The organism is Nonomuraea roseoviolacea subsp. carminata, assembly GCF_024172185.1.
Taxonomy (GTDB): domain Bacteria; phylum Actinomycetota; class Actinomycetes; order Streptosporangiales; family Streptosporangiaceae; genus Nonomuraea; species Nonomuraea roseoviolacea.
Genome location: NZ_JAMZEC010000001.1, coordinates 8214382 through 8227735, shown reverse-complemented (window position 1 = coordinate 8227735; position 13354 = coordinate 8214382). Strand labels below are relative to the sequence as shown.

13 protein-coding genes are annotated in these 13354 nt (G+C 74.8%); 10 read left to right on the top strand and 3 right to left on the bottom strand.

The genetic code is table 11. The features are described from left to right. Positions 1 to 55: 55 nt before the first annotated feature. From HD595_RS38170 to HD595_RS38145, 6 genes are all read left to right on the top strand, one after another. Entirely contained in the window at positions 56 to 400 is a 345-nt protein-coding gene (locus tag HD595_RS38170) for an ArsR/SmtB family transcription factor (protein ID WP_253777878.1), read from the top strand. 91 nt (positions 401 to 491) lie between these two features. Further along, complete coding sequence (locus tag HD595_RS38165) at positions 492 to 1421, top strand: ABC transporter ATP-binding protein (RefSeq protein ID WP_253777876.1); 930 nt, start codon at positions 492 to 494, stop codon at positions 1419 to 1421. Further along, a complete protein-coding gene (locus tag HD595_RS38160; protein ID WP_253777874.1) occupies positions 1418 to 2137 on the top strand; it encodes an ABC transporter permease in 720 nt (239 codons plus the stop codon). Before HD595_RS38165 ends, HD595_RS38160 begins: the two co-directional genes overlap by 4 nt. A gap of 80 nt (positions 2138 to 2217) precedes the next feature. Next, positions 2218 to 3372: a sensor histidine kinase gene (locus HD595_RS38155; protein ID WP_253777872.1), complete on the top strand. Its 1155-nt coding sequence runs from the start codon at positions 2218 to 2220 to the stop codon at positions 3370 to 3372. Between the two features lie 144 nt (positions 3373 to 3516). Continuing rightward, positions 3517 to 4122 carry a response regulator transcription factor gene (locus tag HD595_RS38150; RefSeq protein WP_253777870.1) on the top strand — a complete coding sequence of 202 codons (606 nt, stop codon included), beginning with the start codon at positions 3517 to 3519 and terminating at the stop codon, positions 4120 to 4122. 29 nt (positions 4123 to 4151) lie between these two features. Further along, positions 4152 to 4928, top strand: a complete 777-nt coding sequence (locus HD595_RS38145; RefSeq protein ID WP_253777868.1) for a class I SAM-dependent methyltransferase — start codon at positions 4152 to 4154, stop codon at positions 4926 to 4928. A 129-nt stretch (positions 4929 to 5057) separates the two neighbouring features. Here HD595_RS38145 and HD595_RS38140 read toward each other — a convergent pair whose 3' ends face one another. After that, positions 5058 to 5843, bottom strand: coding sequence for a helix-turn-helix domain-containing protein (locus tag HD595_RS38140; RefSeq protein WP_253777866.1), 786 nt, complete (start codon positions 5841 to 5843; stop codon positions 5058 to 5060). Positions 5844 to 5931: 88 nt separating this feature from the next. Here HD595_RS38140 and HD595_RS38135 point away from each other — a divergent pair, with 88 nt between their 5' ends. The 3 genes from HD595_RS38135 to HD595_RS38125 all read left to right on the top strand — a co-directional run bounded on the left by HD595_RS38135 (position 5932) and on the right by HD595_RS38125 (position 8699). Next, positions 5932 to 6336: a nuclear transport factor 2 family protein gene (locus HD595_RS38135; RefSeq protein ID WP_253777865.1), complete on the top strand. Its 405-nt coding sequence runs from the start codon at positions 5932 to 5934 to the stop codon at positions 6334 to 6336. A 64-nt stretch (positions 6337 to 6400) separates the two neighbouring features. Then, positions 6401 to 7345, top strand: coding sequence for an RNA polymerase sigma-70 factor (locus tag HD595_RS38130; protein ID WP_253777863.1), 945 nt, complete (start codon positions 6401 to 6403; stop codon positions 7343 to 7345). Positions 7346 to 7454: 109 nt separating this feature from the next. Next, positions 7455 to 8699 (top strand): NAD(P)/FAD-dependent oxidoreductase, encoded by a 1245-nt coding sequence (locus HD595_RS38125; protein WP_253777861.1) that lies wholly within the window; start codon positions 7455 to 7457, stop codon positions 8697 to 8699. 130 nt (positions 8700 to 8829) lie between these two features. Here the strand turns inward: HD595_RS38125 and HD595_RS38120 are convergent, their stop codons facing one another. Together HD595_RS38120 and HD595_RS38115 are read right to left on the bottom strand one after the other, a co-directional pair. After that, positions 8830 to 9612: an alpha/beta fold hydrolase gene (locus tag HD595_RS38120; protein ID WP_253777859.1), complete on the bottom strand. Its 783-nt coding sequence runs from the start codon at positions 9610 to 9612 to the stop codon at positions 8830 to 8832. A 10-nt stretch (positions 9613 to 9622) separates the two neighbouring features. Beyond that, positions 9623 to 10186, bottom strand: coding sequence for a permease (locus HD595_RS38115; protein ID WP_253777857.1), 564 nt, complete (start codon positions 10184 to 10186; stop codon positions 9623 to 9625). Between the two features lie 268 nt (positions 10187 to 10454). On the opposite strand from HD595_RS38115, the gene HD595_RS38110 reads away from it, so the two are divergent. Then, positions 10455 to 13160, top strand: a complete 2706-nt coding sequence (locus HD595_RS38110; protein ID WP_253777856.1) for an AAA family ATPase — start codon at positions 10455 to 10457, stop codon at positions 13158 to 13160. Positions 13161 to 13354: the final 194 nt, after the last annotated feature.

The window sequence follows — 13354 nt, the reverse complement described above, 5'->3', positions numbered from 1 at the left end:
TCGAACTATGCCACAGCGAGAGCCCTTTGTTCGACAATCGCGGTACAGTGGGACCATGGCCTTCCGTCATCCCGACCGCGACCAGATCCGCATCGAAGACGTGCTGTCGGCGCTGGGGAACGGCGTGCGCCTGGCCGTCGCGCGCGTCCTCGACGCCGGCGGCGAGCACAACTGCACGAGCGTCCTGAACACGCTCGGGATCACCGCGAAGTCGACCATGACCCATCACTGGCGGGTGCTGCGCGACAGCGGCGTCATCTGGCAGCGGCCCTCCGGGCGGGAGAACCTGCTCGTCCTGCGGCGCGAGGACCTGGACGCCCGCTATCCGGGCCTGCTCGACGCCATCCTGTCCGGCGCCCGCGCCGACGAGGCCCTGGAGCACGGCGACCGCCCGGCCTGATCGGCGGCGCCTACCCGTGTGACGCCTGTCACAGCGGAACCGTGACAGGCGGCCCAGGAACGTGCGCCCGGCCGCGCCCATGCTGGCGGGCATGGAACGCATCACACCCCACGCGGTGGCCCTCAGCGGCCTGCGCAAGAGCTACGGCGACCGGCCGGCGGTCGCCGGGATCGACCTGCTGATCGCGCCCGGCGAGGTCGTGGCGCTACTCGGCCCCAACGGCGCGGGCAAGTCCACGACCGTCGACCTCCTGCTCGGCCTCACCCCGCCCGACTCCGGCGACATCGCCCTCTTCGGCCAGGACCCGCGCCGGGCGCTCGCGGCCGGCCTCGTGGGCGCCATGCTCCAGGAGGTCACCCTGCTGGAGGACGCCACCGTAGGCGAGATCCTCACCATGATCGCCTCGATGCACCGCACGCCGATGCCCGTGGACCAGGCGTTGCGCCTGGCCGGCATCGGCGATCTCGCGCGGCGGCGGGCGGCCAGGCTGTCGGGCGGGCAGACGCAGCGCGTACGCCTGGCCATGGCGCTGGTGCCCGACCCCGGCCTGCTGGTGCTGGACGAGCCCACGGCGGCGATGGACGTGACGGCGCGGCGCGAGTTCTGGCACGCGATGGGCGAGTTCGCCGCCACGGGCCGCACCGTGCTGTTCACCACCCACTACCTGGAGGAGGCCGAGGCCCACGCCGACCGGGTCGTGCTCATGCGGGAGGGCACGATCGTCGCCGACGGGCCGGTGGGCGCGGTCATGGCGCGGGTGGGCGGCCGGACGGTGACCGCGCTCGTCCCCGGGGCCCGTCCGGCGGAGCTGCTGGCGCTGCCCGGCGTGGTGGACGCCCGGCCGGCCGGCGACGGCCACCGGGTCGCGTTGCGCTGCTCCGACTCCGACGGCGCGCTGCGCGCGCTGCTGGCCCGCCACCCCGGCGCCCGCGACGTCGAGATCCGCTCGGCGAGCCTGGAGGAGGCGTTCGTGCTGCTGACGGGCGCGGGCCGCACCGGCGAGGAGGTGGCGGCGCGATGAGGGGCGGCTACCTGCGCTTCGAGATCAGGCGGGCGGTGCGGGACTCCAGGTTCCTGGTGTTCGCCGTGGCGCTCCCGGTGGGGCTGTTCGTGCTGCTGTCGCACCTGTACCAGAGTCAGGGGGCCACGCCCGCGTACCTGATGGGCGGGCTGGCGGCGTTCGGGGCGTTCAAGGCGGCGCTGGACACCGGCGCGCGCACGGCCGTGGAGCGGGGCGCGGGCTGGCAGCGGCAGCTCCGGCTGACGCCGCTGTCCGGCGCGGGCTACTTGGTGGCCAAGGGTGCTGTGGCGATGCTGGTGGCGCTGCCGCCGGTCGTGGGGGTGGCGCTGGTGGCCGCGCTCACCGCCGACGTGCGCCTGCCCTTCGCCGGGTGGGCGCAGGCGGTGTTCGGGATCTGGCTAGGCACGGCGCCGTTCGCGCTGCTCGGGCTGCTCGTCGGGCAGCTCTGCTCGGCGCGGAACGTGCAGACCTACCAGGGCGGGCTGCTGCTCCTGCTCGGCTTCGTCGGCGGGCTGCTGATCCCGGTCGCCTCCTTCCCGCCGGTGCTGGCGGGGGTGGCCAGGGTGCTGCCGAGCTACTGGCTGGCCGAGATCGGGCACGGCGCCGTGTCCGGCTCCGGCCGGCTGGGGTCGGCGCCGGCGGTGCTGGCGGCGTACACGGTGGCGCTGGGCGTGGCCGTCATCGCGCGCTACCGGCGTGACGGCGCCCGTGGCTGACCGTCCCCAGGCTGGTCGCTCCCAGGCTGGTCGTTCCCACGCTGACCGTCCCCAGGCTGATCGTCCTTAGGCTGGCGGGCATGGAACGTGCGTGGCCCTCGTGGCGTCCGCAGCGCGACGAGTCCCAGCGGTGGCGGTGGGCGCGCGGCCTGGCGGTGCTGGCCGGGCTGCTGGTCTGGCCCTTGTGGGAGGCGTTCCGGCCGGGGCGCGGCCCGCTGGCCGTCGTGCTGGCGCTGGCGTACGCGGCGAGCTGGATCGCCGCCATGGCGTACGGCGTGACGTGGACGCCCAGGACCAGGATCGCGCTGCTGGTGTGGCTGTCCGCCCTCGGCGTGTCCGTGCCGGCGGCCCACGGCGGCGAGCCGCTTGCGCTGCTGGGCTTCACCCTGAGCGCGGCCGCCTGGCTGCTGCCCACCGTCTGGGCGCTGATGCTGGCCGGGGCGGCGGCGGTGATCCGGCTGCTCACCCTGTACGGCGCGGCGGGCGCCCTGTCGTGGGAGCTGCTCCCGCCCGTGCTGACCCAGATCGTGACCCCGGTCGCGGTGCTGCTGCTGATCCGCCTGCTCGTCCAGCTCGGCCAGGCCAACAAGGAGATCGAGGCGCTGGCCACCGCCGCCGAGCGCGAGCGCCTGTCCCGCGACCTGCACGACGTGCTCGGCCACAGCCTCACCACGATCACCGCCAAGGCGGGGCTGGCCCGCCGCCTGCTGGAGCGCGGCGCCGATCCCGGGCTCGCGCTCGCCGAGGTCCGCGACGTGGAACGGCTCTCCCGGCAGGCGCACGCGGAGATCCGCGCCACGGTCTCGGGCTCGCGCAGGCCGTCCCTGACGGCGGAGCTGAGCGGGGTCCGGGCCGCGCTGCGGGCGGCGGGCATCGGCGCGGTGCTGCCCGAGAGCGTGGATCAGGTGGCCGAGGACCTCAGGGAGCCGTTCGCGTACGTGCTGCGCGAGGGCGTCACGAACGTCATCCGGCACAGCGGCGCCACCCGCTGCGAGGTCACCCTGACCGAGACCAGCCTGGAGATCCGCGACAACGGCCACGCCACCGCCGCCGGTGCCGCCGGTGCCGCCGCCACGGGCGCCGCCGGGCGACCGCCGGGCAGCGGCCTGGCGGGCAGCGGTCTGGCGGGCAGCGGTCTGGCGGGGCTGGCGGAGCGGCTCCGCGCGGTGGGCGGCCTGCTGGAGGCGGGCCCGCTGCCTCAGGGCGGCTTCCTACTCCGGGCGAGCCGCGCATGACCGGGCTCCGGGGGGCGCGCATGACCGCGCTCCGGCGTTCGGGCGAGCGGCGCATGACCGGGCTCCGGACGGGGCGCGCATGACCGGGCTCCGGCGTTCGGGCGGGCCGCGCATGACCGGGCTCCCGCTCCTGGGGAGCCGCGCATGATCAGGCTCCTGCTCGCCGATGACCAGGCGCTGGTACGGGGCGCGCTCGCCGCGATGCTCGCCCTCGAACCCGACATCGAGGTCGCCGCCCAGGCCGCGACGGGCGAGGAGGCGCTGGAGGCGGCGCTGCGCACCCGGCCCGACGTCGCGCTGATCGACGTGCAGATGCCCGGCATGGACGGCCTGGCCCTGACCGAACGCCTGCGCCTCGCCCTGCCGTCGTGCCGGGTCGTCATCTGCACCACGTTCGGACGGCCCGGCTACTTCACCCGGGCGATGCGGGCCGGCGCGTCCGGTTTCGTGGTGAAGGACTCCTCGCCCGAGCACCTGGTCGACACGGTCCGCCGCGTGCACGCGGGCCTGCGGGTCGTGGACCCGGCGCTGGCGGCCGAATCGCTGACCAGCGGGGCCAGTCCCCTGACCGCCCGCGAGCGCGACGTGCTGCGCGTGGCGCGGCGCGGCGGGACCGTCGCAGAGATCGCCAGGGCGCTGAGCCTGTCCAACGGGACGGTGCGCAACCACCTGTCGGCGGCCATCGGCAAGCTCGGCGCGGCCACCCGCACGGAGGCCGCCCTGATCGCGGAGGAACGCGGCTGGCTGTGACGCCGGACGAGCCGAATACCCTTCGCATCATGATCACGTCGAATGCGGCCGGGGAGCCTGATCCCGTTCGAGGGGGCGCCTTCTACGACGCGCCCCAGGTGCTGGAGCGCTACCTGCGGCACCGCCACAGCGGAACGCGCAGCCCCAACCACGTCATGGAGGAACCGGCGCTCTTCGACGAACTGGGCCCGGTCTCCGGCCTGCGCGTGCTGGACCTCGGCTGCGGTGACGCCGCCATCGGCCGGACCCTGCTCGCCTCAGGCTGCCGCGGCTATCTCGGCATCGACGGCTCGGCCGAGATGGTCCGAGCGGCCACCGCCACCCTCCAAGGCACCCCGGGCCGCGTGGAACGGATGGACATCGAGGCGTTCTCGGCCCCGCCGCACACCTTCGATCTGATCGTCTCCCGGCTGGCGTTGCACTACGTCGAGGACCTCGACCCCGTGCTGGCGGCCTGCCGGCGTGCGCTGGCCCCGGGCGGGCGGCTGCTGGTCACGGTCGTCCATCCCGTCATCACCTCCCACGAGACCCCTCGGGGCGCGAAGGAGGCGCGCACCGACTGGGTCGTGGACGACTACTTCGACACCGGCCCGCGCCGGCGCGACTGGATGGGCGACACCGTCACCTGGTACCACCGCACCGTCGAGGACTACGTCACCGCCCTGACCCGCGCGCGCTTCGCCGTCACCGCGCTGCGCGAGTGCGCCCCACGTCACGATCGTCTCGACGGTGACCCGGCCGAGTTCGCCCGCCGCCGGCGCGTGCCCCTGTTCCTCCTCCTGGCCGGTTCGATCATGGGGGCGTGAGGGCGGGTCAGTCGTCGATCGCCTGGTAGAGGGTGGTCCAGAAGTCGTGGATGGCCCGCACCGAGTCCGGGGTGGCCGCGTCATCTGCCGCCTTCGCGGAGCTGTTCGAGGCGTTCAGCGAGTGACGGGCTACGTGGCGGTTGGAGCGCCGGTCTCGGGCGTGGTGAAGTAGGCGGCGGTCTCGGCGTCCGTCGGGTAGTACGACTCGATCGCGACCTCGTCCAAGGTGATGTCCATCGGGGTGCCGAACGTGGTGGTGGTCGAGAACAGCCGCAGCTCCCGTCCCCCGAAATTGAAGATCATCGGGACCGTGACCTCGGATGCGAGCGGGTGGCTCGCGTCGTCTCGGCCGGGCGCCAGTAGTTCCTCGTAGAGCGCGGTGAGCTCGGGGTCGGGGGCGGCGGCGAGCCGGCGCGTGATCCGGGTGCGGAGCAGTGAGCGCACCTCGGCCAGGTTGACGATGTGCGGGGCGAGCCCGCGCGGGTCCAGCCCCAGCCTCAGCATGTTGATCGGCGGCCGGAGCAGGTGGGGGGCGACGTGCGCGAGGAAGGGGTCGATGGCGCGGTTGGTCATCACGATGTTCCACCGGCGGTCGATGACCAGCGCCGGGTACGGCTCGTGCGCGCGCAGCACCCTCGCGACCGCGTCCCAGGCCGCCGACAGCGCCTGCCCGTCGAGCGGGCGCTCGGCGTAGCGGGGCGCGAAGCCGGCGGCGAGCAGCAGCCGGTTGCGCTCCCGTAACGGCACGTCGAGCTGGGCGGCGAGCCGAAGGATCATGTCGGCGCTCGGGTTGGACTTGCCGGTCTCCACCAGGCTGACGTGACGGGCCGAGACGTCGGCGGCGATCGCCAGATCGAGCTGGCTGAGCCCGCGACGCCGCCGCCAGTGCCGCAACATCTCCCCCACCGTGCGCATGGCCGCCGATGCTACTCCTCACCCGGCGGAACGCCATGACATGCGATTTCATCGACAGCCGTCCCGACGACGGCGACACTTGCTGCCCATGACCACACAGAGCACCACCCCGGACAACAAGAGCATCGTCCAGCGGGCGCTGACGGCACTGGTCGCGACGGGCGACGTCGATGCGCTGGCGCCGCTGCTGAGCGACGCCTTCCTCCATCACCGGCCGGATGCGACCTCCTCAACCAAGACCGAATGGCTCGCCGCCGTACGCGCCGCGCTCCCCCCGCTCGCCGGCATGCAGGTCGACATCCGGCACGTGCTGGCCGACGGCGACCACGTCGTGATGCACTCACTGCGCCGGCTCCCGGGCGGCGGGCCGGAGATCGCGGTCGTCGACATCTGGCGGATCGCCGACGGCCTGATCGCCGAGGCGTGGGAGATCATCGAGCCGGTGGCCCAGGCGGCCGCCCACCTGGTGTGGTGGGAACCGGGTGACCGCTGACCCGGCCGAGCCTCGGCCGTCCGCGTCGCGCGGGGTCCGGAATCGTTTCGACTAGGATCGGGCCATGCCCCTGACCATGGACGACGTCACCTGGTTCGAGACGTCCAGGCCGCGCCTGGAGGCCATCGCCTACCGCCTCCTCGGCTCAGCGGGCGAGGCCGAGGACGCCGTGCAGGAGACGTTCCTGCGCTGGCAGGCCGCCGACGTCGACCGCATCGAGGTCCCCGAGGCCTGGCTGACGAAGGTCCTCACCAACCTGTGCCTCAACCAGCTCACCTCCGCGCGGGCGCGGCGCGAGACCTACGTGGGCCGGTGGCTCCCCGAGCCGCTGCTCGCCGGCGACCCGATGCTCGGCCCCGCCGAGACCGCCGAGCAGCGCGATTCGGTCTCGTACGCCGTCCTCACCCTCATGGAGCGCCTGTCCCCCAACGAGCGCGCCGTGTACGTGCTGCGGGAGGCCTTCGACTACCCGCACCGGGAGATCGCCGAGATCCTCGACATCACCGAGGCCGCCAGCCAGCAGATCTTCCACCGCGCCAGGAAGCACGTCGCCGACGGCAAGGCCCGTGCCGAGATCGACGAGGCCGCCGCCCGGCGGGTCGTCGAGGAGTTCCTGGTGGCCGCCGCCAGCGGCCGGACCGAGCCGCTCGTCCGTCTGCTCGCCGGCGACGCCATCGCCGTGGGCGACGGCGGCGGGAAGATCCCGGCCCGGGTCAAGCCGTTCGAGGGCGCCATGGCGGTCGCCACGTTCCTGCGGGGCCTGTTCAGACCCAGCGACGCCAAACGCGCCATGGTCGGCGGCACACCCGAGATCTACGCCTGGACCGCCAACGGCGACCCCGCCGTCGTGGCCGTCGTGGACGGCCGGGTCGTCGCCGTCATGTGCCTGGAGGTCGGCGCCGAGGGCATCACCGCGTGCCGCAGCCAGGTCAACCCCGACAAGCTCGCCCGCGCCACCGCCCAGTGGGCGGCCGGCGAGCACGGAGAGCCGCTGTCCTCCTCCTGGTGAGTCCTCTTCCTGGTGACCGCGGTGTGAGGCGCCTCACACCGCGGACCTGTCAGGAAACGGCGGGCCGCCCGGTTCAAGGGGCGAACCCCCGCGAGACAGGAGCAAGCACATGCGGCACCGCATCGTCGTCCTCGGAGCCGGATACGCCGGGGCCTTCGCCGCCGGCCGCCTCGCCAGGCGGCTGCACCCCGAGGACGTCGCCATCACCCTCGTCAACACCGAGCCCGACTTCGTCGAACGCGTCCGCATGCACCAGCTCGCCGCCGGCCAGGACCTCAAGCCGCGGCCGTTCGGCGAGATGTTCGCGGGCACCGGCGTCGAGCTGAGGCAGGCGCGGGTCACCGGCATCGACGTCGACCGCAAGACCGTCACCGTCACCGCCGCGCGCGACGCCACGACGACCGCGCCCGCTCCCGGCGCCGAAGAGCTCCCCTACGACACCCTCGTCTACGCCCTCGGCAGCGGCTGGAACCCCCAGAGCGTCCCCGGCGCCGCCGAGCACGCCCACGAGATCGCCGGCCGCGCCGGAGCGCTGCGGCTGCGCGAGCGCCTGGCCCGCCTCGACGCCGGAGGCCGCGTGGTCGTCGTCGGCGGCGGGCTCACCGGCCTGGAGGCCGCCACCGAGATCGCCGAGGCCCGCCCGGACCTCCGCGTCGCCCTCGCCACCCACGACGCCCTCGGCGACTGGCTCTCGCCCAAGGGCCGCGCCCACCTGCGGACGGTCCTCGGCGGGCTCGGGATCACCGTGCACGAGCACGCCGCCGTCACCGGCGTCGAGGCCGACCGCGTCGTCACCGCCGACGGCAGGGCCATCCCGGCCGAGGTCACCGTGTGGACCGCCGGCTTCGCCGTCCACCCGATCGCGCGGGCCAGCGCCCTGGAGGTCAGCGGCACCGGCCAGATCGTCGTCGACGCGACCATGCGCTCGGTCTCCCACCCGGACGTGTACGCCATCGGTGACGCGGCCCTGGCGATGGGCCCCGGCGACAAGCCGCTGCGGATGTCGTGCGCCTCGGGCGTCCCGACCGCCTGGCAGGCCGCCGACGCGATCGCGGCGCGCCTGACCGGCGGGAAGCTGCCGAACACGTCGCCGCGCTACTTCAACCAGTGCGTCTCGCTGGGCCGCAAGCAGGGCCTGATCCAGTTCGTCACCGCCGACGACCGCGCCGTGCCGGCCGTCCTGACGGGACGGCTCGCCGCCGTCTACAAGGAGCTGGTCTGCAGGAGCGCCGCCTGGAGCGTCGCCAACCCGACGTTCGCGCTGCCGGGCCGGCGCCGCCGCGTCACGAGGCGGCGGGCCGCGGCGGGCTCGGCCGTCACGGCGCCGGCGCGGAGCACGCCGTCCGCGCGGTGACGGCCGCCCGGGGCGGCTACGGGTTGTGGAAGGCGACCTCGGGGTTCGCCGGGGACGGCCCGTCGAGCAGCGGCTGCTTCCCGCCCTCAGGTGCGGGTCGAAGAACGCGCCGAGGGTCCCTCGGGAACGGTCAGAAGACGTTCTTCAGGAACGGCAGCAGCGCCTCGGCCGTGCGCTCCGGGAACTCCGACATCGGGTAGTGGCCCGCGTCCGCCATCACGACGGCCTGCCCGCGCAGCAGCGACGCCTGGGCCCGCGCCTCCGCCGCCGGGTCGGGGAAGTCGGGGTCCTTGCCGCCCATGAGGACCAGAGCCGGGCAGCGCACCTGGCCGACGGCCTGCTCGGCGTCGAGCTCGCGGTTGAGGAGCATGGCGCGCATCGCCTCGCGCCGGCTCCGGTCGCGCAGCATGGCCACCAGCCGGGCGCGGTGCTCGGCCAGGTCGGCGGGCTTGGCGGTGCGGTGCGCCATCGCGTAGTAGCCGCTCCACAGCCGCGGGGACGCGGCGATCAGCCTGAGCAGCGCGCGGACGGCGACGTTGAGCGGGACGGCTCTGACGAATCCGTCGATCGGGACGACGCCGGCCACCCGCTCGGGCGTCTCGGCGGCGGCGTGGATGATCGCGCCCCCGGCGTAGGAGTTGCCGAGCAGGACGGCCCCGGGCGCGTCCAGCTCCTCCAGCAGGGCCACGATGTCGCCGCCCACCGCGGCCTGGGAGTAGTCGTCCCACCCCGCCGACGACTCGCCGTGGCCGCGCAGGTCCGTCGTCACCACCCGGTAGCCGGCCTCCACCAGCGGCGGGCGCAGCGACCGGTAGGCCGCGCGGGTGTCCCCCAGGCCGGGTACGCACACGACGAGCGGCCCCTGGCCGGCGCTGTCGTAGGCCAGGCGGCCGCCCGGCACGTCAACGAACATCTCGGCGCGCCTAGGTGAGGACGTCGACGGCCAGGCCGAGCACGAGCAGCAGCGCCATGACGCCGCCGGAGAGCGTGGCGCGCCAGGTGATCGGGGCGCGCCGCCGTACCGAGCGGAAGTACAGGACGGCGCCGGCCACCAGCAGGACCCCTTCGACGACGGCCGTGGCCCACGGAGCCCGCCACAGCCCGAGACCGAGCAGCGGCAGGTCGCCGGCGTTGCCGGGCAGCAGCGGCAGGTCGGCGCGGTGGACGAGCAGGTCGAGCAGCCAGTGGCTGAACGTCGTCGCGCCCAGCACCCAGCCGGCCCGGCGGCCCCACCGCCAGGCGCCGAGCCCGCCGTACAGGGCCGACAGCAGCAGCGCGCCCAGCAGCGAGTGGGTGTAGCTCGCGTCGATCAGCGCCTCGCCGTAGGTGCCCGGGGCGACGGCGCGGAAGGACTCGATCCCGCCCGCCAGGTACAGGACCACGAAGACCACGTCCAGGAACTGCGTGGCGAGCATGAGCGACCACAGCGGGACGCGCGGCTGGGACGCCTTGACCGCGGCGGCCAGACCGAAGTGTCCGACGAACATCTCAGTGCCCCTTTCCGGAGGTGGGCTCGGCGGCGCGGGTGGCCCACTGGTCGAGCCACCCGCACAAAGCGGCAAATAACACCAGAAAGATCAGGAAATCCACGATTATCTCCCTAAGTCGGCCGAGGCATCCGCGCATGGAGCGCGGCTCCGTACGGACCGCGTCTCACACAGGACGACGCTAGGGATCGGGACCGTCCGCCCGGTATCGGACGAATGTCTGGTGCGCCCTCTGGCGGCCCGTCCAGGGCCGGGACGCTACATTCTGATGGTGCTGGTGGGGCGGGAACGGGAACAGGCGGAGATCGCGGCGCTGATCGCGCGGGCCGCGGCCGGCCGCAGCGGCAGCCTGATCCTGCGCGGCGAGCCCGGCATCGGCAAGTCCGCGCTCCTCGACCACGCCGCCCGCACGGCGCCCGGCCTGCGGCCGCTGCGCGGCACCGGCATCGAGACCGAGGCCGAGCTGCCGTTCGCGGCGCTCCACCTGCTGCTGCGCCCGGCCCTCGACCGGATCGACCGGCTGCCCGCGCCGCAGGCCAGGGCGCTGGAGGGTGCCTTCGGCCGCGCCGCCGCCCCCGAGGACCGCTTCCTCATCGGCCTGGCCGCCCTGTCCCTGCTCACCGAGCTGGCCGAGGACGGCCCGCTGCTGTGCCTCATCGACGACGCCCAGTGGATGGACCGGCCGTCGGCCGACGCGCTGCTGTTCGCGGCCCGGCGGCTGCACTCGGAAGGGATCGCGCTGCTGTTCGCGGCCCGCGACGCCTTCCCCGCGCACGGGGTGCCGCAGCTGCGGCTGGAAGGTCTCGACCGGCGGGCCGCCGGCGACCTGCTGCGCGAGCACACGCCCGGTCTGGGCCCCGCCGTACGCGACAGGGTCCTCGCCGCGAGCGGCGGGAACCCGCTCGCCCTGATCGAGCTGCCCCGGATGGCGGAGGCGTTGCGGCACGCGCCGGACGAGCTGCCGCTGCCGGAGCGCATCCAGGAGGCGTACGAGGTGCGGATCGCCGTCCTGCCGCCGGGCGCCCAGACGATGCTGCTGGTCGCCGCCCTGGACGACGCCGGGGATCTCGACGTCGTCCTGCGCGCGGCCGGGATGCTGGGGCTCGACGCCGCCGCCCTGGGCCCGGCCGAGCGCGCCGGTTTCCTGTCCACGACCGGCGGGCGCCTGGCCTTCGGCCACCCGCTGATGCGTACGGCGGCGGCCCGGCGGGCGGCCTACGACGAGCGGCTGGCCGCGCACCGCGCCCTGGCCGCGGCGCTCGACGACGAGCAGGACGCCGACCGCCGCGCCTGGCACCTGGCCGCCGCCGTGACCGGCCGCGACGAGCCGATCGCCGCCGCGCTCGAACAGGCGGCGGGCCGCGCCCGCGAACGCGCCGGCCACGCCGCGGCCGCCGCCGCCCTGGAACGGGCCGCCCGGCTCACCCCCGCCCTGGCCGAACGCGCCCGGCGGCTGGCCCTGGCGGCCGAGTCCGCCGCCGACGCCGGCGACCTGGAGCACGCCCAGGTCCTGGCCGAGCAGGCCCGGCGCATCGGCGACGACCCGCTGACCCTCGCCCGCCTGGCGGGGCTGCGCGGCCGGATCGCCTTCGACCGCGGCGCGGTCCACGACGCCCACCGGATCCTGCTCGACGGCGCCGCCTCCATCGCGGAGCCGGACCGCAAGGGCGCGGCGCTGCTGCTGCTCGACGCGGTGCGCAACGCCTGGTACCTCAGCGACCCGGCGGCCGTCGGCGACTCCGCGGCCCGGCTGGCGGCGCTGCCACTGACGCCGCAGGACGGGCTCGACGGGTTCGTCGGGGCGGCCCGCGCGATGGCCGACTTCCTGGCCGGCGACCTGGACCGGGCGCTGCCGCCGTTTCGCGAGCTCATCGCCGTGGCCGCGGCCATCCCCTCCGGCCTGGCCGCGCTGCGGATCCACATCTGCTCGCTGGCCGGGATCTCGGGCGACTTCGACAACGGGCTGGCCATCGCCCACTCGGTGATCGGGGAATGCCGCGCCGACGGCCTCATCGGGCTGCTGCCGCTCGGCCAGGCGGTGCTGGCGATCCACCAGATGTACCTCGGGCGGTTCCGCGACGCCCGCACCACCGCGACCGAGGGCCGCCGCCTGGCGGGCGACATCGGCCAGACGCACCGCATCGCGCACTTCGACAGCGTCCTGGCCATGGTGGCCGCCGTCGAGGGCCGCGAACCCGACTGCCGCGAGCTGGCCGAGCGGACGATCGCGCACGTCAGCACCCATCCGGTGGCGACGATCGTCGGCTGGGCCGAGTGGGCGCTCGGGCTGCTGGAGCTCGGGCAGGGCCGCTTCGAGGTCGCGCTGGAACGGTTCGAGGCCGCCGCCCGCGGGCCGCTGCGGCACCAGATCATGCCCTTCTACTTCGCTCCCGACCAGATCGAGGCCGCCGTACGGCTGGGCCTGCCGGGCCGCGCCGCCGAGCCGCTCGCCCGCTTCGAGTCCTGGGCGACGGCGGCCGGCCATCCGTGGGCGCGGGCCGTCCTGCACCGCTGCCGCGCCCTGCTCGCCGACGACGAGCAGGCGGCCGAGCAGCACTGGGAGCGGGCCGCGCGGGCGCACGCCGAGGCGAACCGGCCGTTCGAACGGGCGCGCACCGACCTGTTGCACGGCGAGTGGCTGCGCCGCGCCCGCCGCAAGAGCGAGTCGCGGACCCGGCTGCGCTCGGCGCTGGAGACCTTCGAACGCGCCGGCGCCGCCCCCTGGGCCGAGCGGGCGCGCGCCGAGCTGCGCGCGGCGGGCGAGACGGTGACGCGAGCCGCCCCCGACCTGGCCGCCGCGCTCTCACCACAGGAGTTGCAGGTGGTACGCCTGGCGGCCACGGGCGTCACCAACCGGGAGATCGCCGCGCAGCTGTTCCTCAGCCCCAAGACCGTCAGCCACCACCTGTACCGCGCCTTCCCCAAGCTCGGCGTCACCACCCGCACCGAACTCGCCCGCCTCGACCTGGGCTGAACCGGACGCGCGTGCTGCGCCCGCCGTCCCCCTGGAGCACGGACTCGATTCGTGGCCCCTGTCGAGGCCGACGCCGCGGACCCGCCATGTGATAGCTTCAGCGGCGCCGTGCACCGCATCGAACCGGAGGAGGTGAGACCGATCAACGCTGTGACAGGTCGGAGCTCCCTCCCTCGCATGGCCTAGGGAGCGCC

What these genes read in the sequence shown, in the direction of transcription:
- HD595_RS38135 (WP_253777865.1), top strand. Translation starts at nt 5,932, where the DNA reads ATGACCACACAGAGCACCACCCCGGACAACAAGAGCATCGTCCAGCGG.
- HD595_RS38165 (WP_253777876.1), top strand. Translation starts at nt 492, where the DNA reads ATGGAACGCATCACACCCCACGCGGTGGCCCTCAGCGGCCTGCGCAAG.
- HD595_RS38145 (WP_253777868.1), top strand. Translation starts at nt 4,152, where the DNA reads ATGATCACGTCGAATGCGGCCGGGGAGCCTGATCCCGTTCGAGGGGGC.
- HD595_RS38140 (WP_253777866.1), bottom strand. Translation starts at nt 5,843, where the DNA reads ATGCGCACGGTGGGGGAGATGTTGCGGCACTGGCGGCGGCGTCGCGGG.
- HD595_RS38155 (WP_253777872.1), top strand. Translation starts at nt 2,218, where the DNA reads ATGGAACGTGCGTGGCCCTCGTGGCGTCCGCAGCGCGACGAGTCCCAG.
- HD595_RS38110 (WP_253777856.1), top strand. Translation starts at nt 10,455, where the DNA reads ATGGTGCTGGTGGGGCGGGAACGGGAACAGGCGGAGATCGCGGCGCTG.
- HD595_RS38115 (WP_253777857.1), bottom strand. Translation starts at nt 10,186, where the DNA reads ATGTTCGTCGGACACTTCGGTCTGGCCGCCGCGGTCAAGGCGTCCCAG.
- HD595_RS38130 (WP_253777863.1), top strand. Translation starts at nt 6,401, where the DNA reads ATGCCCCTGACCATGGACGACGTCACCTGGTTCGAGACGTCCAGGCCG.
- HD595_RS38170 (WP_253777878.1), top strand. Translation starts at nt 56, where the DNA reads ATGGCCTTCCGTCATCCCGACCGCGACCAGATCCGCATCGAAGACGTG.
- HD595_RS38125 (WP_253777861.1), top strand. Translation starts at nt 7,455, where the DNA reads ATGCGGCACCGCATCGTCGTCCTCGGAGCCGGATACGCCGGGGCCTTC.
- HD595_RS38160 (WP_253777874.1), top strand. Translation starts at nt 1,418, where the DNA reads ATGAGGGGCGGCTACCTGCGCTTCGAGATCAGGCGGGCGGTGCGGGAC.
- HD595_RS38150 (WP_253777870.1), top strand. Translation starts at nt 3,517, where the DNA reads ATGATCAGGCTCCTGCTCGCCGATGACCAGGCGCTGGTACGGGGCGCG.
- HD595_RS38120 (WP_253777859.1), bottom strand. Translation starts at nt 9,612, where the DNA reads ATGTTCGTTGACGTGCCGGGCGGCCGCCTGGCCTACGACAGCGCCGGC.